The 25,903-nt window shown below is 38.9% G+C and carries 18 protein-coding genes and 1 tRNA gene; 2 read left to right on the forward strand and 17 right to left on the reverse strand.

Going from position 1 to position 25,903, the window contains the following annotated elements; genetic code table 11:
- Positions 1-243 precede the first annotated feature (243 nt).
- On the reverse strand, positions 244-1,134 hold the full coding sequence (locus LQ227_RS06235) for an AraC family transcriptional regulator (protein ID WP_230148728.1): 891 nt from the start codon (positions 1,132-1,134) through the stop codon (positions 244-246).
- Between the two features lie 75 nt (positions 1,135-1,209).
- Positions 1,210-2,028: an SDR family NAD(P)-dependent oxidoreductase gene (locus tag LQ227_RS06240; protein ID WP_230148730.1), complete on the reverse strand. Its 819-nt coding sequence runs from the start codon at positions 2,026-2,028 to the stop codon at positions 1,210-1,212.
- A gap of 209 nt (positions 2,029-2,237) precedes the next feature.
- Between LQ227_RS06240 and LQ227_RS06245 the strand changes: the two genes are divergently transcribed.
- Positions 2,238-2,852 (forward strand): hypothetical protein, encoded by a 615-nt coding sequence (locus LQ227_RS06245; protein ID WP_230148732.1) that lies wholly within the window; start codon positions 2,238-2,240, stop codon positions 2,850-2,852.
- A gap of 197 nt (positions 2,853-3,049) precedes the next feature.
- On the opposite strand, the gene LQ227_RS06250 is transcribed toward LQ227_RS06245, so the two are convergent.
- Positions 3,050-3,388, reverse strand: a complete 339-nt coding sequence (locus tag LQ227_RS06250) for an L-rhamnose mutarotase (protein WP_230145788.1) — start codon at positions 3,386-3,388, stop codon at positions 3,050-3,052.
- A gap of 29 nt (positions 3,389-3,417) precedes the next feature.
- Positions 3,418-4,935 (reverse strand): alpha-L-fucosidase, encoded by a 1,518-nt coding sequence (locus LQ227_RS06255; protein WP_230145787.1) that lies wholly within the window; start codon positions 4,933-4,935, stop codon positions 3,418-3,420.
- Positions 4,936-5,230: 295 nt separating this feature from the next.
- Here LQ227_RS06255 and LQ227_RS06260 point away from each other — a divergent pair, with 295 nt between their 5' ends.
- Positions 5,231-5,644, forward strand: coding sequence for a VOC family protein (locus tag LQ227_RS06260; protein ID WP_215125234.1), 414 nt, complete (start codon positions 5,231-5,233; stop codon positions 5,642-5,644).
- Between the two features lie 231 nt (positions 5,645-5,875).
- Here LQ227_RS06260 and LQ227_RS06265 read toward each other — a convergent pair whose 3' ends face one another.
- The 13 genes from LQ227_RS06265 to LQ227_RS06325 form a co-directional block, all read right to left on the reverse strand.
- A complete protein-coding gene (locus LQ227_RS06265) occupies positions 5,876-6,193 on the reverse strand; it encodes an energy transducer TonB (protein ID WP_230146692.1) in 318 nt (105 codons plus the stop codon).
- A 167-nt stretch (positions 6,194-6,360) separates the two neighbouring features.
- Positions 6,361-6,741 (reverse strand): energy transducer TonB, encoded by a 381-nt coding sequence (locus LQ227_RS06270; protein ID WP_230145784.1) that lies wholly within the window; start codon positions 6,739-6,741, stop codon positions 6,361-6,363.
- Between the two features lie 288 nt (positions 6,742-7,029).
- On the reverse strand, positions 7,030-7,446 hold the full coding sequence (locus LQ227_RS06275; protein ID WP_230145782.1) for an energy transducer TonB: 417 nt from the start codon (positions 7,444-7,446) through the stop codon (positions 7,030-7,032).
- Between the two features lie 3 nt (positions 7,447-7,449).
- Positions 7,450-11,022: a DUF6443 domain-containing protein gene (locus tag LQ227_RS06280; protein WP_230148734.1), complete on the reverse strand. Its 3,573-nt coding sequence runs from the start codon at positions 11,020-11,022 to the stop codon at positions 7,450-7,452.
- 65 nt (positions 11,023-11,087) lie between these two features.
- Positions 11,088-15,179 (reverse strand): DUF5977 domain-containing protein, encoded by a 4,092-nt coding sequence (locus LQ227_RS06285; protein ID WP_230145779.1) that lies wholly within the window; start codon positions 15,177-15,179, stop codon positions 11,088-11,090.
- Positions 15,180-15,599: 420 nt separating this feature from the next.
- A tRNA-Asn gene (locus LQ227_RS06290) sits at positions 15,600-15,673 on the reverse strand.
- A gap of 313 nt (positions 15,674-15,986) precedes the next feature.
- Entirely contained in the window at positions 15,987-17,552 is a 1,566-nt protein-coding gene (locus tag LQ227_RS06295) for a SusD/RagB family nutrient-binding outer membrane lipoprotein (RefSeq protein ID WP_230145778.1), read from the reverse strand.
- Between the two features lie 18 nt (positions 17,553-17,570).
- A complete protein-coding gene (locus tag LQ227_RS06300) occupies positions 17,571-20,798 on the reverse strand; it encodes a SusC/RagA family TonB-linked outer membrane protein (RefSeq protein ID WP_230148736.1) in 3,228 nt (1,075 codons plus the stop codon).
- Between the two features lie 106 nt (positions 20,799-20,904).
- The gene (locus LQ227_RS06305) at positions 20,905-22,065 is read right to left on the reverse strand and encodes a TIGR03364 family FAD-dependent oxidoreductase (RefSeq protein WP_230148739.1); all 1,161 of its coding nucleotides are present in this window, start codon (positions 22,063-22,065) and stop codon (positions 20,905-20,907) included.
- 312 nt (positions 22,066-22,377) lie between these two features.
- A complete protein-coding gene (locus LQ227_RS06310) occupies positions 22,378-23,697 on the reverse strand; it encodes a DUF5690 family protein (protein WP_230148742.1) in 1,320 nt (439 codons plus the stop codon).
- Between the two features lie 154 nt (positions 23,698-23,851).
- Positions 23,852-24,742, reverse strand: coding sequence for an alkaline phosphatase (locus LQ227_RS06315; protein ID WP_230148744.1), 891 nt, complete (start codon positions 24,740-24,742; stop codon positions 23,852-23,854).
- Positions 24,743-24,833: 91 nt separating this feature from the next.
- Positions 24,834-25,403, reverse strand: coding sequence for a helix-turn-helix domain-containing protein (locus tag LQ227_RS06320; protein ID WP_230145770.1), 570 nt, complete (start codon positions 25,401-25,403; stop codon positions 24,834-24,836).
- A gap of 140 nt (positions 25,404-25,543) precedes the next feature.
- Positions 25,544-25,702: a hypothetical protein gene (locus LQ227_RS06325; protein ID WP_167346157.1), complete on the reverse strand. Its 159-nt coding sequence runs from the start codon at positions 25,700-25,702 to the stop codon at positions 25,544-25,546.
- Between the last annotated feature and the right edge of the window lie 201 nt (positions 25,703-25,903).

The raw sequence follows: 25,903 nt of genomic DNA on the forward strand, positions 1-25,903 counted from the left end.
GTACGCCCTGTGCCTTAGTGGTTATAGGAAAGAAAATATAGAATGGAGATGAGGCTAGTTGGGAGTCAGAGGTCCGGAGTCTATTGCGCCAAAGAAACAAAACATGCCTTGGTGCCCTCTGCGTTAATCTTCTAAATCTGCGGGACAAATAAATAGCTAAAAAACGGATTGCAAATCCTCACCAACAGAAGCCTATGCCTAACTTTGTGGTCGTTGTGTATTCTGTGGTTAAAATCGAAAACATCAATTTACCAACTGCTTTTTAAACGTATTTGGACTAATACCAACCTCTTTTTTAAATAAACGCGAGAAATAAGAAAGGTTCTCAAACCCCAATGCATAAGCAATCTCCGAAACCGACCTGTTTTCACCGATCAAACGGTTTTTTGCTTCAGATATCAGGTAAATATGGATATGTTCTAAAGCTGTTTTTCCACTTTCCTGTTTTAAAACATCTGTTAAATAACCTGCCGAAATGTTTAAACGCGCTGCCATATCATGCACTGATGGCAAACCTTTAGTAGCCAATAATCCATTAGCAACGTATTTATTTATTTCTTCATTAAACCGGGTTACTGTTTTGCCCGAAATTTCTGTGCGGTTAAGAAATTGCCTTTTGTAAAAACGTTGACTGTACTTAAGCAAAGTATCTACATTAGCCAAAATCAATTCACGACTATATTCATCCTGGTTGTTTCGGTATTCGGTTTCAATTTTATGATACAGCTCCCATACTGTGCTTTCTTCACTGGGCGAGAGATGCAGGGCTTCGTTGGTTTCGTAATCGAAGTAGTGGTATTTTTTGATGGTATCATGCAACATATGTCCATTTAAAAAATCTTCATGAATAAAAATCAAAAAACCATCTTCTTCCATCTCCAGGTTTTTTATTTCTATTACCTGATTGGGCTTAAAGAACATCATCGAACCACTTTCGTGGTCGTATTTTGTACGGCCATAAAGGATTTGTCCTGCAATAATTTTTTTAAAACCGATCATATAGAAATCGCTCGTAAATTCCCGGTCGCCGATGGTACACCTATTGTCACACTTGTAAATGCTAAACAATGGGTTCTCGGGCGGTGGAAATGCATTTTCTCTGTGTAATTCGGCTAAATTTTTATAGTGTTTCATCCCTTTGAATAATAATTAACTACAAGCTACACAATTACCCCGTACAGCTTGTAGTTAAAGGTTTTAAATGATTTATTAATGACCGTGTGCATTGGCCGCTACCTCAGCCCATTCGTCAAATTCAGCTAAACGTTCTGCATAAACCTGTTTAACAACTGGTAGAGCCACTTTACCCAACAAGAAGTGTAAAGGAGGTTTAGGGCTGTCGATCAATGCCAATACAGCGGGTACTGTCGCTTCTGGTTTGCCCCAACCATCGGGTGTTGAAGCATCAAAAAATGCTTTTTTAACTGGAGCATATGCTTCTAGCGGTGCTGTTTGGAAAGCTGAAGCACCCGACCAATCGGTAGAAAAACCATTAGGTTCGATTAAACTTACATTAATGCCAAAACCTTTTACTTCCGTAGCCAAGGTTTCACTTAAGCCGTTAACCGCATATTTTGAGGCATTGTATAAACCCAGCACGGGCAAACTCACCAAGCCCAGGAAGCTAGAAACCTGGATAATGTGTCCGGCTTTTTGTTCGCGCATTACCGGAACAATTGCTTGTGTTACCCACAGCAGACCAAAAAAATTGGTTTCCATTTGTGCACGGGCCTGTTGTTCAGTCGTTTCTTCTATGGCGCCAAACAAACCAAATCCTGCATTATTGATCAATACATCAACGCGGCCAAAATGCTGCTTAACTTTTTCAGCTACGGCAAAACAGGCATCTCTATCGTTTACATCCAATTGAAGCGGCAACACGGCATCGCCATAAGCTTCTACCAAATCATTTAAATCTGCTATATTTCTTGCGGTTGCAGCTACTTTATCGCCACGCTCTAAAAGGGCCTTTGCCCAGATTTTACCAAAGCCACGTGAAGCACCGGTAATTAAAATTATTTTCGACATTTTTTTCTTTGTTAAATATTGATAACAAAGGTATTATAGCGAGCTAAGACAAATTTGCACAAAACACGGGAGTACTAGCACATTTTAAGGTTTAGCTAAATTATCAGTTTGAATATTTAACAATAACCCGAAAGATTATCAATCTGTTGTAGCGCTTAGGGGTGTTTTTACGTTTTATAAAGAACCATTAATCTAAAAACCACTCACCTATGAAAAACCTACTTTTTCTTTTTGTTGCCTTTGCACTTGTTTCTTGTAAAAAATCAGAAAGATATGGTCCGCTGAACTTAAAAAATGGGCAGGAAGTTGAACTGCTGGTAAGCCCTCGTTATGCTGCAGATAATGATGTGCTTTTAAAGCTGCCAGGCAATGTAGATGCTGGTGCTTCGTTATGGGGTTTTGATCAAAGAGAACCTGGTTATTCTTACCGTGTTAAAGCCAGATTCAACCGCGATAAAGAGCCTCTTCAAGACGGACCTGAATACTACTTTATTTTCGAAAAGATAATTAGCAAAGCGCAATACAAAGGAACTGAATCATTTCCTGTTCAGCTAATTACCTCATATGTACCTGGCGGACCAGTAATAAGACTAAGCAAAACAGGAAATAATTATTATATGGTTCCAGATAAGTTACAGCTCACTTATGAAAACAGTACCGTACAGAACGAACTTGAAGAAATCTGGCTAAATGCACAGGAAATCCGTGCAAACTGGCAACAAGGACAACGGCCAAAATGGAAAGCCATTAAAGCAACAGTGGTACACGATCCGCAGAAGTTTGGAAAGGCCTACTTGGTACAACAGATACAATTCATTGATTAACAGAAAATACAAAAGGAGAATGTTCTAAGAGCATTCTCCTTTTGCTTTCAAGTAAAAACCAAGATATTATTTAATACTGTAATTAAATAATTCAGTTTCGATTAACCCACGGTGCTGCATTTTTTCAGTCCAAAATTGCGAGGCCAGCTGGAGATCAAATATATCCGGTGTGCATGTTCCCGTTCGGTTTTTTCATATCACAATTCGTTTAACTTAAATATATTTTTCATCAGTAGCCACTTTTCTCCAGGCTTTGCCAAGGGTAATGCCTGCTGATATTTCCACATCAGTTCTTCCCACTCTTTCACCTTAGGGTTAGCAATATCCATAGCTGTTTTTTTTTCAAAACTGAAATCATCTTCCGTTTCCATAATCATGAACAAACGGTTCGAAATGCGGTATATTTCCATTTCCAAAACCCCCGACTCGATAATACTCTGCTTAATTTCAGGCCAACCGTTAAGGTGATAAGCTTCATACTCCGCTATGAGTTTTGGATCATCAACGAGGTCCAGTGCTAAACAATATCTTTTCATTTTTCACTTTAAAATGTGAGCGGCTCTCCTTATTTTTTGAATTCTATTTTGAAACCTGTTACCGACCAGGCCGGATAATCTGCGGGTTTGCTAATTACAAGGGCATCATCTTCCTGCACCCACTTTAATTTACCCTTACCGCCCAGTAGCGTAACCGAAGTGATGGGCTTCTCCAGGTATTTCGATTTGCGCCCAAGTAAGGTCATCCTGATGCTTTCATTTGGCACATTCAAACAGAAAGCAAAAAGATTACCCTCCTTTGTGGTATACCTGATATCCGTAGATTGATATTCACCTGAGTCGGTTAAGCCACCAAAGTGGCCCTTTTTCTGGTTTGATTTAATGGTAGATGGGCCTTCTCCATATACTTTCCATGGTCTCGATGCATAAATACCTTCTCCATTCAATTTGGTCCAGTCGCCAATTTCCGTAACAATTTTAACAACATCCGGTTCCAGGTCTCCCTCTGGAGTCTGTACAACATTGATCAAAAGATTTCCGTTTTTACTTACAATGTCGATCAAAAGCTGGGCGATTTCATTCGCACTTTTATATTTTTGCCCGGTTCTATAATACCAATCTCCTATTGAAGTATCGGTTTGCCACGGAAACGGGCTGATCGAATCTAATACTCCGCGTTCTACATCTTGTGCCCATTTACCTTCAGATGGCTCTTTTGGCGTATATACTGCCTCTAGTTTGCCTTTATTTTTGGCCATATCCTGATTGTAATAGTGCGCAACCATTGTACGCCCTATATCTTTAAAAGGAAGTTTACTATCCGAATAAAGTAGGTCGGGGTGATAATTATCGACTAGTTCGTTAACATTTTCCAACCATTGTTTATGCCAGCCCGGATTATTGGTCAGCCACTCTTTCATATCAGCCGAATCTGCAGGTAGATGATAAAGATCAGCATATTTCGGATCATGCCCATCGTAGGCAATTCCTGCAAATTGCCCTGTTTTGTCTGCACCATGACTTGGCTGAAACCAGTTAAAACTAGCAGCAAGGTGCTCGGAAACGCCAAAACGGAGTCCTTCTTTTTTAGCCGCTTTTTGCCATAAACCCACTACATCTTTGTGTGGCCCCATATTTACCGAATTCCATTTATGGATTTTGGAGTTCCATAGGAAGAAATTATCATGATGCGAGCCCATGGTTACAAAATATTTGGCACCGGCCTTTTTATATAAGGCCATCAACTGCTCAGGGTTCCATTTCTCTGCTTTCCATAAAGCGATAATATCTTTGTATCCAAATTTAGATGGCGTACCATAAGTTGCCACGTGGTACTTATTCTGCGCACTGCCCTGAACATACATATTCTTGGCATACCAATCACCCTGTCTGGGAACTGCCTGAGGGCCCCAATGCGACCAGATTCCAAACTTGGCATCTCTGAACCAATCTGGATATTTATACTGTTTTAAGGATTCATCAGTAGGTTTAAAAATCCCTTGTTCTATCTTATCCGTTTTTTGTTGGGCCTTGAGGTTTAAGCCCAGGGAACAAGCCATAAGGCCAACTAATACTAATTTTTTCATTTCCTTATATTTGGTTTTATCAAAAATAGGTAACTCATCCGCTCAATTCTTGGAATAAATAGACTATTTGTTGTAAAAATCCGACATTTAGGCATGATCGAAAAAGCATCACAGAACACCTTTTTCTTACTGAACGTAGATTATAAACTCAGCCCAGGCATTCCGTTGACACTTCAGTTAGATGACGATTTTATATTTCGTGCAAGTCGCGTTTAACCCCTTAACTTGTCGTTTTTGCACATTAATACCTACCTGGTTTTGTTATACTTTTGAATATACAAAATCAGAAAACAATATGGCAACTCAAATTTTTGTGAACCTATCCGTTAGCGACCTTAACAAGTCGGTGGAGTTTTTCACCAAACTTGGTTATACTTTTAACCCGCAGTTTACCGACGAGAAAGCAACCTGCATGATCATCAGCGATACCATTTATGTAATGCTGCTGACCAGAACCTTTTTCCAAACTTTTACCCAAAAAGAAATCATCGATGCCCACAAAGCAATAGAAACTTCTATTGCCATATCGGCCGATAGTAAAGATGCCGTAAACGAAATGGTAGATAAAGCAGTAGCTGCTGGTGCCACAATACCGAATCCGGCTACCGATTATGGTTTTATGTACCAACATAGTTTTGATGATCTTGATGGCCACCATTGGGAATATGTATGGATGGATCCAAATGGCATGCCTGAGCACCAAGGGTAGTTAGGAGAAAGTTATTGATAAAAAAGGGCAACAACGGATTTTCTTTGTTTGCCCTTTTTTGTTTGGGATTTACTTGAATGTGGTTAACCTGATATTGATCCGTAGTAGGGTTATTTTGCTTTTATGAAAGAATATGGGAATATGATCTTAGCAAGATGCTAAGACGAGTTAGATCAGTACGAATAGTTCTTTTTATACCCTCTTTAAATTAAGGATTATAAATACTCTATCCTATTGTGGAGTTATACTAAAAGTAGTACTGAATTTAAAGGGTACTACTTTCCCATTACACTTGGCTGGTTTCCATTTAGGCATTTTTTTCGCAGCGCAAATGTACTCCAAATCTAACTTCGAATATTCTTCTGTTTTCTTATTATCTATACCTGCATTTATTATACAACCTTTTTCATCGATTACGAAAGTGAGGTCTACTTTATGTTGCCAACCGCTGTTGTTATAACTTCCCTCATATTTAACCTTATCAAAAAATGAGGAAAGCTTACGCATACCCCCTGGACAACGGGGCATTTCATCGACACTTGTGAACACATTACGTTTTAGGGAATGATCATAATAACTCTGACACTGAAAAAAAGTTTCGACATTTTTATCCTTCTTCACGTTCAAGCTTAAAAAACATAAAATCAGAATTAAATATTTCATGATAAAGTAAAGCCCTTTTCTTGATCAATTAACTATAAAGTATGTTATAGCAGTTAAAAATTTATGGTGTAGAATACTCGAACAGCAACTTTCTTACCATTACATCTTCCTGGCTTCCATTTAGGCATCAATCGTGCAACCCTGATAAATTCTTTGTCTAAAGAGGTATAATCCTTTTCTGATCTGTCCTCAATTCTATAGCCTGTAGAGGAGCCACTTTTGGTAATTATAAAACTTCCCCTAATAACTCCTTCAAAATTCTCTCCTGCTTGTTCCTGTGGATAACTCATCAGTTTATAAAAAAAACGGTGCTGTTCTCTTCCTCCTCCCGGAAATTCTGGTAATTCATCACTATCTTTGTATACCTGAAGTCCAGTGGACCTGTCGAACGCAGAGGAACAGCTAAAGATTAAAATCAACAAAAAATATTTCATACAGTGTACTCTAAACAACTTTACTTTATTAGATTTTAACGATGATAGAAATTATGTCATACTCAAAAGTATCCATTAGCTAGAGTGGCTTAAGACCTCTTACCGATACAAATTATAAACAATGGGGTATTACAATTGTATTTACCAGCTTTAAATAACTACTCCGCCTGAATTAAGTCCTTAAATATCTATCCTAAAATTCCATCTGTTAATAATGATGGCCGTTTAGGAGTAATTCATTTATTAGGAATAATTATATCTCTTATCTTTAAGTGTCCATCTAATTCATCAAAAACGGATTGGAGCTATTACCCTTGTTGCTACATTTTTCCCATTACATTTCGCTGGCCTCCACTTGGGCATCAGCAGAGAAACTCTAATAAATTCAAGATCCAAAGGCGTATAATCTTCTTCTTTCTTTCCTTCAATCCTGGGAGAAATTATAGCTCCATCCTTGTCGACTATAAAACTTCCCTTTATTGATCCTTGAAAATTATCTTGATCTGGATATTTCATTCTTTTTGCAAAAAAAAGATACTCTTTGCCAAATCCTTCTGGAAATTCTGCTCGTTCATCCACATTATGGAAAATCTTTATTTTAAGTTTTTTATCGTAATACGACTGACAAGCGCCTGACTGGATCTTTCCACGTTCCTGAAATGAAGAACAACCAAAAAGAAAGAATAATATGATATAATTCTTCATGACCTATTTTTTAATTACTGGAGTTCCAGGGAAATTATTCCAATACTGCTCATAATCAGCGCGGATCGTACCCATTCCCTGTTGTTGAAGCCCAATTTCCCTATAGATAAACTCAATCTGCTGGGGAGTGAGTTCTAAGGTTTTAATATCTTTCCATAGATCACCTAGTCGTTTCCCGTCAATTGAAAGCATTGGATAGTTCATTATATTGTAATCTATCCTTGGATCTGTTTCGGGGGTGCTTGAGTAATTGTTTTTGCCAGAAGCAATGTTTAGTTTGGTATCAGCAGTCTGTGTATTTTCAAATGGATGATCAAGTCTTAAGGTGTGAAGGATTTCATGGACCACATCCCACGCTAGCTGAGTAGGTGTCTTTATTGTACCATTTTTATTATATAAGTTTACATTAGCTACCCCAGGCCCTTGCAATCCATATATGCTCGTTTTTTCATTAGGATCAAGCTTTTCTGCATAAATGCTTAAGAGAGGCACAAAAACTCCTAGTGCTTTTTCATTCCCGCCCTCAAAACTCATAAGTCCATGCACTTTACCTTTTGTAGAAGTCTGAAACATCAAGTCAAAGGCACTATTCATAGCACTCTGATAATCTTTCGTAGTGAGACCATCAGGCAAAAGCCCAGATTCATCGAAAGAAAAATTTGTATTAACCTTAATGTAAGAGTTTCCTTGCTTGTCGACAGTTGCTAACCATTCCAACCCATCTAGGTCTATACCGTTAACCGGCCTATTTTCTGCATAATCATAAGGACTTTTATAAGTATAGCTACTTGCGAGTCTATCGATTCCAGAAAACCTACCAATTAATGGATCATAATATCTGGAACTAAAATCCAACTGCCCTGCACCAAATTCAGAAAGTTCTTCTTTCCCATTAAATTTAAACTGATTAACAGGGCTTGGCGTAACGGTATTGTTCGCATTCATATTAAGCCCAAATGGATAATAGTCCTGAACCTGAAGAATACTGCCATCCTGTCCCACCGTTGATCTGGTATTTCCAAGGTGATCCTTCAAGAAATATTGATAAATATATGGAGTACCTGGAATTGCTCTTCCTTCTTCTGTCATAATAAAATCGATATTATTACCATTATACTGTATTCCATCAACGTAATCAGTAATCTGACTTCCTAAGCTTTTTCTTAGCCTTTTCCCTTCGGCATCATACATCATAGTTAAAACTTCACCAGTTGCCCCCCGGGTTATCGCTTGTGGTAAATTTAAATAATTATAAGCAATATCTGTAACACCAATACGTGAATTAAGGGTTTGATTACCATTTACATCATAGTTATAATTGCTACCCTGGGCTGCAGTTCCATTATCAACTACTCCCCATAACCGATTTCCGGGCTGCCCATTGGCTCTATAATTAAAAACCATATCGTTTATATACGAGCTGGCAGAATTTCCGTTACGCCTCAACGTTACAATATTACCCATAACATCATAGCCGATTTCCTCATTGAAAAAATCATTTTTCCCTGTAGACACGTAGCTTCCTTTTGTTAATCGGTTTAACTTATCATATTGATAATTAAAACCTTGTATACCATCATTTAAAGAATATCCCGGCGGCACCTGTGTTCTCCAAGTTAAAGATGCAATATTTCCATTATAAGTATCAGCATTAGCGGCATAGGTAATGGCCATTCCAAAAACCCTTGAAGGATCTAGCTGTGTTGGATCATTAATACCAGTAATCCAGCCTCTCTCATTGTATGCATAATCTATTTGCTGTACGAAAGTGGTACCGTCAACACTGTGCAGTTTTTTTCTTAATAGTTGTCCGATATCGTTATATTCCATTTTATTCAAGAATAATTCATCCTGACCATTGATGCTCTTTTTCGTTGCAAGTACCCTCCCCATATGATCAAACTCAGTTTTAGTCTTAATCTTTGTTTGCACTCCATGACCATTATGGGTTCTTAATGTTTCTATAAGTTCGTTGTTAAAATTCCAGTTTTTATCAACAATATCATCTCCGATTTGATTTTGCTTTTTGATCTGAACCACCCTACCATCTAAATCATAATAATTCACACTCAATAGCATTGACGTAGACCCAATAATAGAAAGCTTCTGTGCGGTAAGTAAGGTTTTTATAAATACACCATCTGCCTGGCCATCGGTTGCTCCGCCATAAATATTTCCTGGAAAACTGTAGTCATCATAATATTTAATGGAAAGATAATTTGCGGTGTTCTGTGGATAGGCATTATTACTATACCCCTGATCGGAGTTAATTCTGGATTCCCAAAGCACAGACTGGTTATTCACCGTGTTTTGCATAGCTACCCTGAGCTGAGAACTACTTAGTATACCAGAAACAACTTCCCTACCAAAAACATCATATTTAAAATATGTCCATTCAGCCAGGCTACGCTGTTTTTCATCTTGCGAAAGTACCAGCTGGTCTTTTTTGTTATAAACCATATGCTCCCAACCCTTTCCCGGAATCGCTTTTTCAACCAAGCGATTTTGATCATCGTAGTGGCTTGCATAAATATAGTTTTGGAAAACATCATCATTCTCGTTAAATGAATAAGTATTCGCTGTTTCCAGGAGGCCGTTTTCATTTACAGCTGGTGGAAGTACATACCTCAATTTTCCAAGCTCGTCGTAAACATAATAGGTAGAAAGGCTTTCTGTATCAGATTCCCAAACACGCCTTAAAACAATCTGTCCTTCAAAATCGGAAAATTCTTCAATAACTCCTTTATTTCCTGAAACCCAGTTCTCATCCTTACTTATTTTTTTTGATAGGGCTCCTGCGGGATAAAAACCAATCGATGAGGCGCTATTTAAAAGACTCGTTGTTGTCCATTTTCTTACCTCCTGATCTGTATTAAAACCGTATTCATTTTTGTATGTATGTCCTGAAGAACTATTTGGAATAGGCTGCCAGTCAACTCCCTGAGCACCAACCTCAACTGTACGTCCAAGGGGATTCTGTTCGAAAACACTAACGGAAAATGGAGCAGCCGAGTTTTTGACCCCCGTTGGAGGATTAATATAATAATTTTTAAGCCCCGCACCATCCGTAAGGGCGTCACTTCTATAGCTTCCATTTATACCACCGGCAGTATACATCTGGTAACTGATATTTGTCCTTCCCATCGCATCATAACTAAATGGTTGGATCAGATCTGACAAATTAGGGCTCCCTTGTACACTAACAGACTGGATTACACGACCCAGGCCATCAATGTACTGAATGGTTTGGTTTTCATCGCATATCAAACGGTTACTATTTAAGTTACTGTTGGTTACACCTGGTTTTTTAAACGTACGGGTTAAGATGTAATTCTGATTATTGCTTACCGAAGCACTCAGAGGAACACAATTCACATAGCTTAAACCAGTTGTGAACACTCTCAAAGTGCTTCCCAAAGGGGCATGAAAGCCATTGGATAAAGTTACACTAACAGGCGCACTAATTTCTGATTCACCGTTGTAGCTGGGTACATTCTTTTGAGAAAAAGCCACATATGGAAACAGCAATGCTATTAAACATAAAAACTTCTTAAATATCGAGGCACATTTCATCATCGTTAATTTTATAATGGTAAAATAGTTGTGTTAAATTTAGATTGGAGAACGTTTAAGCCATCTCATTAATGCGGAGGATCCGGAAGCTCACACCAGTTTGAAAATAAAACCTTTCCATTTTTTAGATAATAAAATTTTTCACCCGTATGCATCGGATCTTGCTCATGTAATGTATAGTAACCGTCAGGCGCTAAAGCAGACTGGTTATTATCTGTATAATACACAGCAATTGGAGAACCTATCACCTGGGGCGCATTAAAGCTCCCACCTGTTGAATATAGGTCGACTGAAAATTTAGCCAGGAAAGGATCACACATAGAAGTCCTATCAGATGAATATGCTGCGGTGAACATCTCTGTGGCGGGCTCTAGGTCAGGCTCAAAGGGCGGGTGATAAAGGAAAATACCATTCGCTACCTCCTGGCAGCTCTGGATTCCATAAACAACACCTTGACTGACTATAATGTAAATTTTATTACCATCATAATAATAGCCTGAGCTTGCTTTTATATTAAGCATGGGTGTTTTATAAAGTGTTGTCCCAACCACAACCGTAGCATCGCTATAATAATAAAGATTATAGTTATCTGACTGGCATATACCTACAATACTCTGATCTTGTCGGGTCATATTGGCAGAATTATAATTAGGCGTTACTACGACGGCACATGATTCTTCCGCTGTGATAATACCAGAAACAACAGTATACTTCATTCCATCCTTTAGGTAATATCCATCTTCAATGAGGCTAAAAGGCAAAGAAAGAGTAGCGCCCACATAAAGTAACTGATAAGGATCGCTGACGTAAGCGTAACGGTGGATCAATCCTGACCCACAGTCTGTAACAGGACTTCCGGCAGGTGAAAAACTAAATTGTAAGGGATCTTCCTGACCGCAGGTATTGGTAAATTTCACATATCCGTCCTCTACAAACTGATAAGTAACCGGAATGTTGGTGCTTCCCTGAACCACATAGTAGCCTGTAGGTACGGGAAAAGTCAAATATTCATCACCATATATCCTTGTATCATATATAGGATCATTAATGAGCATTTGCCTTACATATCCCTGTATGAATTGGATCGCTATGGGGCTGCTCATAAAATTGCAGATTTCATGCTTCATTGATGAATAGGAATAATTCACCATATCGCTAGGTGGACGACAACGGCCTATCAGATTGGCATTCTCCTGACCTTTTAAATTCAGTTCTGCAAGAGCTAATGCATTGGCCTCCTGTTTTGAATTTATAGAAAACACGGTATTTGCCTGAACCATAAAAGGTACATTTTCAGCAATGTAATTTATCGGACAACCCTGTTTTGTAAAAGAACCAAACTGTGCATCGTTATAAACATAAGGGGGATGATAATGATAGGAAAAATTCTTTTTGATATTTCCCTCACGATCTTTTACATTCATTAATCTATTGAATTCATCATATTCATAACTTATTGCGAGCCCTTTAGCATCAACCTGAGCAGTCATGCCAATTAAAGGATCATATACAATGGTGGATACCTGAGCTTCTGGCAGATTTAACCTTAATTTATTAAGCTCATTTTGATTTTGTACATCAGTATAATTATAAGCTTGATCAATCTGGTTCAAATTTACCCACTGCAGCGCTTGAGCATAACCAGAATTAATGATCTTTGCAACCAAAAACTCTTTATCATATCCCCATATATATGATTCTTTTACACCATGAGGCATCTCACTCTCTAACAAGTTCCCTTTATCATCATAACTGTTAAAGATTATTTTTGTAGCTAGTGGTGCTGAACCAAAAGCTTGTTTATTGAGGGACGGAGCTGTTATCCCAGATGGCCAAAAAGCAAATTCTTTTGATTCTCTCCCTTTCAGGACTCCATTCATATATTTTTCATGGCCGATAGGCTCTAAAATGCGGTTTTTAGAAACCATATCTGAGAAAACCGGATTTGCCATCTGGTCAAAGGGATATGAAAAAGTTTCCAAGATTGTATTTCCCGCTACATCAGTAACAGTTTTTGAAAGCAATAGATTTTTTGCAAAGGATGTATAAGTAAATGACTCGGAGATACTGGAACGTTCAACCCCATTGACAAAACTTTTTTCTGTTTTCCCGATAAGTTTATAATCCCGGTTTGCATAAATATATTTCCCGAAATTATATATCTTTTCGCTGTTGATAAACCCTTGAGCAAAAGCTTTTATTCCTATAATCGGATCTGTAGCAGCAGTAAGACTATAATTGTAAACAACTTCTTTAATCTTGACTCCAAGGGGGTCTATCAGCTGTTCATTTTTGATCTTTCCTCTCGCGAAAGAAAAAGAGGTTGCGGGGAATTGAGGACGTATGTTAAAATTAAAGTTACTATTGGAATTTTCTTGATCAATCGCAGTTTCGTATTTCCTTTGATCATAAATATCAGGGTTATCAGAATAATTAGAAAAATTATATATCGTAGTTCCATTCTGTCTTTTAATACTCACATAAGAATATCCTACTGCTGTTTCGTTGACATCGAAAAGTGAAATCAAAGGTTCCGAATAGGTATAATGATTTTTGAATACGCAAACCCAAAATGCTCCGCCAAAGCTAAAGATTGTCGCCATTTCTGTAACAAGCTCCCTGTTATTCTGGCTCACAAATTGCTGGCCACTTGAATTGGTACTACCGGGATTTTTATAATTGTATTCTTCATTAAGTAAATCTGGCAACTGTTGGTTATCACTTGTTCTTTCATACTTTTTCTTCACCCTTAAACCACCTCCAGGTTGGTTAGCACCATTTTTATAATAGTCATTTAGTTCATATTCGAAATATAGCGTCCCACCAGTTTTGTTATTTACCTTGGTTAATACGCAGGCCATTGTATTCTCATAATCTGAACCTTTAAAACCATTTTCATGCCCTTCTATATTTGATGTCCCATAATTTTTGTTATAATAGCCCCAATAATCTGTCTTGATGGAATTTCTTGCAGGAAGTATGGTTGTTTCATTATAAACAAAATGAAACATTGTGTTCTCTCCACCCGATTTGCCGATTTCCCTGATCTTATCAAGTTTTAAACGCTTAGTCCCACTGCCATCTGTAGAAATGAAATAGCTATAATCAAGCGCTATTTTTTTCTTTAGCTGATCGTTGTATTTCAAAGTAACTTCCGTTAATGCTTTTCCATTTGTTAAATCTTCCCTATTGTGTCCATAATTAAGCGATACCACAGTTTTATTATCAAGGGTCTTTATCTCACTTAGGTATAAGGGGGTTGCGATATTGACATCCACATTTTCATTCCAGAAATTTTCAGCAGGACCATTGTAGGAACAAGGCCCACTAAGTTCGTTTGTCCGCTTGAAGTTAACGTAATAGGTACTGTTTGTTGCGGCGCCTGTAATATAATTAAAAAGTATTACCTGATTATTTACAGTAATAATCTTGCTTATGTACCAGCTTGAAATAAAAGTTTTAGTTGTTGTTTTCGCTTCTCCGTGTGAGGTACTTGAAGTTGTTTCCGTGTTGCTCCCGCCAAAGAAATAGCGGTTTCCATTCTGGTCACTTACGATCCATTCTTCTGCACCACCATTCATTCGCCCATTTGTACTGTTAAAAGGATTATATTCAATTTTAATGCCATTATCAGTAGTTTCAAGGATAGCTTTTCCATAAGGATCCAATCTCATACTTCCAGAAATACCCATGAAAGAAAAATAAAATTTATCTGGCTGTGAATCCCATTCGGCATTGGTGATCTTATTAAAATAATCATCATCCAGAGTACCTGAATTTTTAGTGCCTATATGGTTTGGCCCACAATATCCATTTCCTTCCTCATCTGGTAGGCCTTCCACATATCTCGTAATTACACCTCCAAAGTTTTGGCCCCAGCCAAGACCAACGGATCCGGATACATCCTGAACTTTGAAACCGGCAGTACTATATCTCAATCCAAGATTGAAATTAATTCCCTTCATACCTACTTCCAATAACGATGCGGAATAACTTAACCTACCATTATAGTATCCTAGTGCATATAAGCCATTTTTTGGTAAAAGACTTGCAGCTTCAGGAGATGGAGGCGAGTAATTGTTCATATTCTCAATGATACTCTGTGCTCGTGCCTTAACGAGCAAAAAAGAGAAAAGCAGCAGGAAAAGTAGTTTTTTCATAGAGCGTTTTAATGTTGAGCGTCAGGAGCAAGGTATTAAATACTAAAATTTAATTTCCAACGGAATTTAGATATTCCTAAAGAGACCTTTTTCTGATTAGTTCCGAATATAAAATATTTAAACAAAATTTTAAAATTTCTGGACGGATATACAATATTAGGTGATGAATAGTATTAAATACATGATGAACTAGGGAATATACTTAATAGTTTTTACACAAAGCATGAATTCTTTGGGCTCACCGAGTAAAATCGGAATGAACTTCCCACGCAGCCGTAAACGAAAAAAATCCACAACTTTCGTTGCGGGTTTTGGCTCCTCTGCTGGGCTCCCTTTGTCTGCGCTCAGAATAAACTTCTCGCCGAGCAAGAATATAAAACAAAAAAGCCTTACAACGATGTTGTAAGGCTTTCAAATCTGCTCCCTCTGCTGGGCTCGAACCAGCGACCCTCTGATTAACAGTCAGATGCTCTAACCAGCTGAGCTAAGAAGGAATATTTATTTATTCTGGTTGTGTTTTCATTAATACCGATCAAAATCCTCTGATCTTTTCTTACCCTCTGATTAATCCCGATGCATCGGGACGCTAACCAGCTGAACTAAGAAGGAGTACTGGTCATTTCCTAAAACGAGGCTTATTTACACTTTGCAGTTAAATACCCTTGTTCGTTTTGGGAGTGCAATATTAGCGCTTTTAAACTATTTATGCAAAAATTAATTCAATTATTATTCAAGAAAACGATCCTCCCTTTACGACGGAGGATCGTTTTGCAAATTTCAAACTGAATATCAACAGGTTATCTTCTTCTATTTAACAATCCAAGGTGCAAGGTTAATATCATCTACACCGTTATACTGACGTTGCAATGCTACTTTTAGGTTTTCGCCGTTGGTTGTTCTTTCGATATTGGGGTACTGAAAACGCTTAGGAATCCTGTTGCTGTTACCTACACCAGGACCTAAATCGAAAGTTGGCACAGCTGTTCGGCGGTACTGATAGTAAGCCTCGAAACCCGAATTACGGAAATAAGCTAAGTATTTCTGTGTCAGGATCTGCTTTAAACCATCGGCTGTATTACCGGCATATTTAACCGCAGCCTGCGAATAATAATCGCTTTCGAAAGAGAAATTAACATTAAAATTTTCAAATTCGCCCAGCTTCCCATCCTTTTTCAAAAAGGTGACCACATTAACGCCATCTTTAATACCATAGAAACCAATAGAAGCCTGAATCCCCTTTTTATACCAGCTTTCGGCATCACCAGTAGCCCAACCGCGGTTAATGCCCTCTGCTTTGATAAAACAAAGCTCAGGATAAGCAATAATAAAAGTATTTTCGGCTGTATAACCACTATAGTAGCGATAACGGCCAATTAGCGAATACAATCCCTTCTGTACCTTATCCAACATTACCCCCTGATCTTCCCCAGTAGGTGCACCAATAAAATTGCGGTAATCGGTAATGGCGTAACCATTGGCTTCTGCTATACCCCTTGCCGGCTCAGCTACCATATAAGCCCGGGGATCTTTAAGGGCCGAAAGCGTATTTAAATACGTACCCGCCATATTGTAACGCAGGGCATCATTACCAAAATTATCTTTATTGTTCGGATACTTGTTAAAACTCTCGTTGTACACAAACTGAAGGTTATCGGCCATATTCTCCATAACCGGATATTTGGTCGGGTTGCCCAACACTGTAGCAAATTGTTGTTTTACCTGTAAGTCGGCATCATCCGCTTTTGTGCTCAAATTGATCAAAGTCCGTAATTTAAAGGTATTCACCACCTTTTGCCAGGCTGCAAGGTCATTTTTAAGGTAGATATCGCCTTTTAATTCTTTATTGCTTGCAGTAATTAAAGCCGATAAATCATTGTTCGATTCTTCTAACCAGGTTAACGATAGTTTAAAAATATCTTTTTGGGTATCGTACTTCGGGGTTAAGTTGGCGAAACCTTTTAAGGCGTCAGTCATTGGTAAATCGCCCACTTTCAAACTCATTTTCACAAAATAATACGCTTTAAAGAATTTAGCCAGTGCCAGGTAAGGCTTAGCTACCGCACCGCCTAAACGGTTGGCTTCCTCTTCCATTTTTACCACATTTTTTAAAGTCGTGTAATCTAACGAAGCACCTGTCCAATCGTAGTTATTGGTTGCGTAATAGAAATAGTTGGCGGCAGTGTACTGGTTCCACCTTTCTGAGCCCGAAAAAGGCGCTTCGTACATATCGAACAAAATACTGTTCAATAATAAGTTTGGCGGAACGGTTTCGGCCTGGTTCGGATTTTTAAAATTGTCTTCAAATTCTTTCTTGCACCCGCCGCAAACAGCCACGATAATAAAGAGGAACAGGATTTTATATATTGATTTCATAATATTTATTGCTAAAGGTTAAAAAGTAACATTCAGGTTAAAGCCTATACTTCTTGTAGTTGGTGTTTGCAGTGTAGAGGTACCTTCTCTGCCCGAGTACTGATCTACATCCACATCGTTATAAGTAGAATTGATAAAGTACAGGAGATTACGTCCCACTACCGAAATATTGGCCGATTTGATAAACGTGCGCTCCAATAGTTTTTTAGGCAATTGGTAGCCAAAAGTTACTTCGCGCAATTTGGCATAGGTACGGCTCATCATGGTGTTTTCTTTGGCACCATAAAAAACGCCTAGATAATCCTGCAACAGCTGCGGAGTGGTATTTGGCGCAAAAGTTAGGTCGCCATAATTGGTAATCACCCCCGTAACCGGATCGAAGTTAAGTTTACCGTTATTAGCAATCACAACCCCATCGCCTACCCAGGTGCCTTTGTAAGTTGGATCGTTTACACGCAGGTAATCTTGATATCTGGCTTCGCCCATTTTACCCTGGATGGTTTCGATCTGACGACCGCCCTGGAACGATTTTAACCTCACATAATCTTGCATTACTCCACCCACTTTACCATCTAACTGGAAACTGAATGAGAAATTCTCATACCTGAATTTGTTACCAATGCTCCATACCCAGTTTGGATCGGCGTGCCCAAGCAGCTGGTTAACCGGTAACGAAACCGGTGTTCCACTTGAAGTATGGATCACCTGCCCACTTAGTGTTTTAGCTAAAACAGAACCATAGATATTGTCGATACGGTCGCCGGTTTTAAAGAATTGATCAACCGATGTTTCGCCTGGGGCAAGTTCTTTGTAAATCTGTTTGTAGGTAGACCAGTTGATCATAACATCCCAGCCAAATTTGTCGGTCATGATTGGTGCACCAGATAAACTTAACTCCACTCCACTGTTTTGCGTTTTACGGCCGTTGATGGTATTGGTTTGGTAACCTGTTGCTGCTGAGATATTTTGTCTGATAATTTTCGGTCCATCGATATACCGGAAATATGTAGCTTCAAAACCTAACCGGTTTTTAAGGAACTTCAGATCGATACCACCTTCGTAATTGGTTCTGCTCTGCGCTTTTACCGCGTTCAGATCGATAAGGTTGTTGGTATAATAGGCACCCGTTTGGTTATTGTAGGTAGGCCTGATGCTGTATGGCGAAGAAAGACCATAACCAGGACCACCGTATGACGAAGTATATTCTGCACCATAACCAATTGGATAAGTTTGCAGAGGCGTTGCACCAATAAATTCCTGTGTACCCAAACCTGGGTCCTTAACGTTTGCATACGATGCCCTTACTTTTGCAAATGAAATAAAAGCAGGCATTTTTACATAATCGGAAATTACCGAGCTTAACGAAACCGAAGGATAGAATGCCGAATTGTTGCCCGGAGGAAGTGCAGAGTTTTTATCTACACGGCCAGTGGTATTAATATTCAGGTATTTTTTAAAGCTTAAATCGACCGAGTAAAAAGCACTTAACACCAACATCTGTGAATTGAAATCGAATGCTTTTACCGGGTTTTTAGAATTCGAGAAGTTATATACATTCGGAACATTTAAATAATCGGTTGTGGTAAAGCTCGAGTTGTAACTAAAGTTACGTGCATTACCACCGCCAAAAGCACTGATTTCAAATAAATCGCCAATGTTTTTATTGTACTTTAAAATCAATTGCGTATTATTTTCGAACATGCTACGGCGGTCTTCCCTGTAATCGCCTAAGCCTTCTTCGCGTCCGTATGGGTGAGCAGAAAAAGGCATTTTCTCGGTTCTTAACTGATCGTAGGTAGAGATCTGCGTTTTCAGCAATACATCCAATCCTTTGGTTACATTGTAATTTAAGGAGGCATAACCGTTAATATCGTTCTTTTTATGTCCGCGTAACCACTCGTAAGATAAAAAATAAGGATTGTGGTAACGCTGGTATTCGGCGTAAATAGACTGGATACCTTCTTTGCCTGGCTGCCAGTAGTTTTTCATGTCATCGATATTCCAGTCGGCACCACCCCAAAGGGTCATGTTATAAATCACACTGTTCGGGCCATAGTTTACATCTGGAATATTATCAGAAAACTGGCGGCTATAATTGATGTAGGCTTCGGCCCTTAATTTCGGGCTGATGTTATAAGAACCGCTTACGTTAAAATTATTGATGTTTAACTGTGTGTTCGGTATAATTCCTTTTTGATAATTATTGGAAATAGAAACCCTTAAATTGTACTTATCTGTTGCAGACGATAAGGCAACGTTGTTTGCAGAAAGCAATCCGGTTTGGATAAAACGCTTTAAGTTATCCTTTCCACGGGCTATCCATGGTGTACCCTGGCGCACGCCGTTCACAATCGGGCTATCATATTGAGGAATCAACTGACCGTCGAATTTTGGGCCCCAGATATCATAATCACCATCATTTAAGCCACCACCTTTTCCATCACCAAAAGCATAGGCACTGTGTTCACCTGGCCCGTACTCGTCCTGGCTTTTCGGCAAAGCGATAAACCCTTTGTTAAACTGTGTGCTCGAATTTAGTTCTACAGTAAAACCTTTGTCGCTCAGTTTACCTCTTTTAGTGGTGATTAATAATGCACCATTATAAGCCTGATAACCATAAAGTGCCGCTGCTGCCGGGCCTTTAAGCACGGTATAAGTATCGATATCATCGGGATTGATGTTCCAGGTATCCGAATTGATCGGTACGCCATCTACCACAACTAAATTAACATCGTTACCACGAAGGTAAAGCGACGAACGGCCCAAAAGCTCTGAAGATACACCAACAGTTAAACCAGCAACCTTACCCACCAATCCGTTTACCGGATTAGCTTCTCTGGCTTTTACCAGATCGGCTCCTTTTACTTCCTGAATGGCATAGCCTAGGTTTCTTTTCTCTTTACGGATACCGAGGGCGGTAACCACTACTTCGTTTAAATTTTTCGAGTCTGTTTTTAAAGTTACGGTAAGGTTTGCGCCCGTAACCTGAACTTCCTGCGGAAGAAATCCGATCGAACTAAAAACAAGTGTTTCGCCTATTTTGGCCTCGAGGGTAAAGCGGCCCGATAAATCAGTAGAAGTAGCTTTTTTAGTCCCTTTTACCATTACGCTAACGCCCGGGATCGGCTGTTGCGCATCGTCTTTCACCAGACCAGCTATTTTTGTTTGTGCCCAGGAAAAATAAGGCGTGAGGCACAGTAACAGCAAAGCCACCATGCACATCTTCATCTTGTAGAGATGTTTCATTTATCTATAATTTTTTTTAGGTTTTATAGATGCAATGATAAGATGTGTATGTTAGCCTAATACCAATTTTTAGTTAACAAAACCCCTTATTTTTGTTTAGTATTTGTTAACTAAATATTTTCTTAATGCTTTCTTCGGCATAACCTGCGCTGGCAGTCATTCCTTTACCGCCAATAGCTGTACGGATATGGATGCGATCGTCGAGATCGTAAGCTACAATATGTTTTGTTGCATGCTGCGGATAAAATCCTGCCCAGGTACTTTGCAGTTTGCGCACATCGAAATCCACGATCCGGGCTGCTTCTTCGAGCATGAGCTCATTAATGTGGTGGCTTAAATCGAAACCAAGATCATCGAAATGGTTTACATCGGCATACACATGCGAATCGCCGATAATGATCGTATTATCTGCAGCTTTTTTAAACAGGATATGGATACCCCATTTTTTTAGTTCTTCATAATGCTCAGGCGTTTTAATGCTTTTGAAAGAAGGGCAATAGTGCTCAAAACTCTCGTAACGCCTGGTGGTTAACCCGGTTAAAATATTACCTGTTAAAGCTACTTCTGGCATAGGTATACTGCGCATCATCTGCAGTTTACTTACCACAATGCCGCTCACGCTAAACAGCTCGGGATAAAGCAATTTAAATTCGTAACCGTTACAGATAATGGCTTTCTCTGCCGTAAAAATTTCGGTATTGTTTCCTAAACCTACTTCAACACCAGTGCCTTTGCTTTTGCAGGCGGTAACCGGACTGTTGTATTTAAGTGTGTATTGTGTAAACTTAGTCTGCATATATTCGTGCAGGCGGTGGATCATTTGATCTGGTGCTACACTAATTTCCTGGGGAAAAAAGATGGCTTCTTTGGCATAAGAAGATTTAATAGCAGGATATTTCTTTAAAACCGCTTCCCTACTAAGCAATTCGGTTTCGTAACCGATGGTATTATAATGTGCTTTCAGCTCGTGGATCAAGGTCCGCTCATCGTTATCTGATGCGATGTAAACGCTACCATTTTGCTGCACGGAAATATCAAATTCTTGCTGAATGGATTTGTAAATATCTAAACCAGCCACACCATACTGGAACCATTCGGCTTCCATACCCGACGGTACCACCTGACCAAAATTGCGTACTGTAGCGCCAACCGGAAAATTATCTTTTTCGAGCTGCAGTACCGATTTGCCCGAAAGTAAAGCATGGTAAGCATGGAATGTTCCTAAAATCCCTCCACCAATTACAATAAGATCGAAATGTTTATTCATTGTTTATTTTTTGCTGACATCAGGATGTTTTTAATTCATCCAGCCATCAATGTCAATATTGTTTTTTAATTATTTTTCTTCAACCAACGAAAGATTTCAACAGAAATCGTCATTGGGAGATACGAAGCAATCTTACAACTATCGCCGTTAGCGAGCGCATTAAGATTGCTTCGTCGGCCGAAAAAGCCTTCTCGCAATGACGACTTTTGCGTACACCAACTTCCCCCACTTCGACCATTTAAGAAACATATAAGCTTAAATGACCTTATATTCCTTACATGGTAAAAAATGATATCGCAAAAAAACGCCTTTTCACTTTCCTGCTAAAATTACACGCCCAGCAGCCTGCATCTTTTTATTTGTAAGCAAAGTTTTTCTTCTAAAATAGATCAAAGAAAGCACACTACATACCCCTCCAATTAATGGTATGGCAAACAAACACTGTTTAAAAAAGTGCATCCAGCTGGTACTCGTTTCGCCAAACTCATGAAATAGCAGTATCGAAAAGCTACCTAAGTAGCCTATTGAATCGGCCACATACATAATAAAACCGATGTTGCTCTTGTAATGAAAATTGGCAATCATCCGTTCAAAGAAAATGGCGTTATAAGGAATGTAGGCCATATACAGTCCCATTCCCAGCAAAGCCATCCAGCTAACAGGCCCAATGTAGCCCCTATCGAAAAAGAATGTACTTACGCCAATTAGCAAACAGCCCGAAATAATCATGATGTGGATCACGGTAAAAGCTTTGAGGTTATCTTTGATCAGGATCAAAAGTCCCATCATCACCAATACCACAACCGAAATCAAGGTATCAATCTGCGTGTAGATATGGTTGTTATGAATACCTAAGCCATTCCAGATTTCTACTTCGAAATTATCGCGCATATCGCGGATACAGGTAAGCAACACGTAAATGATAATGGTTAAGATGATACCCGGCAAAAATGTGGTGATAAACTTTCTGCGCTGTTTCGCATCCATTGGCACCCGCTTGGTACGTAACTCCTGATCTTCTTTTGAAGGCGGCGGAATAACCTCCAGGCAAAAAACAAACAGGAACAGCGGAAGCAGAAAAACCAGTCCGGTAAGAAAAGGCATCCAATAATCGCTTACCGAAGCAAACGACATCAGCGTTCGGGCTACCGTTTTAACAAAACCTGAGGCAAATATTAAACTGATCGACATTAACGCACCCATAAATTCGGTTGTTTTTCTTCCTTCCAAATAACTGAATACCAAACCCCAGATCATGCCCAGAGGGAAACCGTTGAGGAAAAGAAATACAATATTGTAGGGAGCAGGCACCAAAGCAAATCCGAGCAGGGCTAGCCAAGAAAAAAGAATCAGAAAAATGATGCTCCTTGCCCGGTTACTTTTCCCCGATTCGGAAATAAAACGGATACCATAAAACTTACTCAAGGTATAACCTACCATTTGTGCAATAACCAACCAAACTTTATAATCGATATGCAGAAATTCCTGGTGCTCAAAAGTAGCAGAGGCAAAAGCTTTACGAAAGGCATACATACTGGTGTAACAACCAAATGCTGCTATACCACCAAGCATTGTAATTAACCAATAAGGCCAATTAAGTGCTTTTTTGCGGGCAAGATGAAGCAAACTCATCCTAATATCTGCTTATGTTGTTTATCATACCGAACACCACTAATTTGATTTTCATATTTACTTAATCCAAAAACAATAGTAAACATTGTTTACTATTAGTAAACAATATAAAGATTATCAAATTGTTAAGTTTTAACCGTGTAGGGTGTGTATCTTATTTCGTAAAAGCTTCTAATACCGGCTTTCCTCTCCAACTTTGCGGTTGTTGCAACCTCATTAACCAGGCCAGTGTTGCAGCCGTATCGTAGGTAATAATCGCGTCTTTTAATTCGTGGTTTTTACGAACCCCAGGACCTGAGATAATCCACGGGATCTGCACTTCATCGAGCGATTTACCCCCATGGCCTTTACCTTTACCACCGTGATCGGCAGTAACCAGAATAACGGTTTCATCAGCTATACCTGCATCGTTAACCGCTTTTACAATTTTACCTATCCGCTGATCTACCAACTCCAGTTGTTTATAATAAGCTGGTGTACGATGACCGATTGAATGCCCCGTACCATCAGGTTCGTCTAAATGCAGGAAGGTAAAATAAGGTTTTTCTTTTTTGATGATAGCAACAGTGGTATCGGTGCAAAAATCATCTTTATCGTTTCCGCTAACGATGATGTTTACTGCTTCTTTTTCAAATAAATAACCAATCCCGCTCCAGCTATACACAATAGCCGTTTTAGCCTGTTTTTTTTGATCTCTGATTACACTAAATATCCCAGGGAACAAACCATAAGATGTTTTGGTGATAGATGGAATTTCGGGCACTTTACTGTCCCATTCGGTATAACCATGTTCGGTTGGCCCAGCGCCCATTAATAAGGAAGCCCAGTTTACAGCGCTGGAAGATGGCAATACACAACGTGCCTGTGTAGTCCATGAGCCATTGGCCATTAATGCTTTAAGATTAGGCATATTCGCTTCGGGCAAAGCGTAGCCGCCAAAACCATCGCAACCAATTAAGATTACGTGTTTAATTTTTTTAGATTGTGCCTGGGCAAATACACATAAACAAAGTAATAGTAAAGTACTTTTCAAAAATCTTTTCATATTCATAGTTTCTATTACCAAACCTAAGATTGGTTTATAAAGATGAAGATAAGTATTTGTTAAGTATTAATAAACTTTGTTTATCAAAATGTTATTCAAAAAAATAAACCACCAGCATTAGCGCCTTGCTATCGCCAATATTGACCGGGGTGTGAGAAAGCCTTCCATCGAAAAGCATAGAATCTCCTTTTTCGAGTATAATTTTCTTTTTCGAAAACTGATATTCTACCTTACCTTCTATCATATATTTAAATTCGAAGGCTTCGGTTTTCACCATTGGGCGATGCGCATTCACCTCGAGCTCGAGCAGTACAAAATCGGCAGTCGAAAACTTAATATTCTTGGTTAAAATACGCGAGTAGTTAAAACCTACTGCCTGTTCTTTTTCGAACTTCTGGTACTGATCTTTTCGCTTCACCAGAACGGGGGCATCTTTTTTATGAAAATTGATATCCTTAAAAAAACTGTTCAGATCTATCTGCAGACTTTTAATAATATCCATTAATACCATTAAAGAAGGGATGGTACGGCTATTTTCGATTTGAGAGATCAGCCCCTTACTTACCTCTGCTTTATTTGCAAGCTCTTGAACGGTAATCCCCAGCTCTTTACGTCTTTCTTTAATTTTAAGGCTAATCTGTAAAAGAATTTCTTCTTGCATATGCTAAAATCGTGTTAATAACGCTAATGTATTATTTTATTCCTACAATCTAAATCAACAATCGCATTAGTTACGGAATTACATTTTTAACATGCTTATAAAAACAATCGCCGCCTTTTTATGGCGGCGATAGCAAAATTTTAACGGTAATGTCCGGGCACCCAATACCGACCGCCATGAGGGCCAATATTATAATGCCCGCGTACCCAGTGTGCTCTTGGTGCACGTGCGCTCACCACGCAAGCACTAAAATTAACCGCCATAACCAATAAGAGCAATGCATTTACAATCCTTTTCATAACCTAACTTTTTAAATTGAAAAATAAATCAAGCTTTATGCTGTGTGTTTTATTTTGACGGAGGAAGGATAGGAAAGGTTTAATTGGATACATCAGAAAGATTTCCAGCGTTTTCGAATGGTTGCCATCTCGACCGAACTATGCGAAGTGTTTCAATGGAACTCCCTCGGAGGAGAGATCTATCTAGACAGATTTCTCTAC

Origin of the sequence: Pedobacter sp. Bi27, assembly GCF_918698255.1 — a bacterium.
GTDB lineage: Bacteria > Bacteroidota > Bacteroidia > Sphingobacteriales > Sphingobacteriaceae > Pedobacter.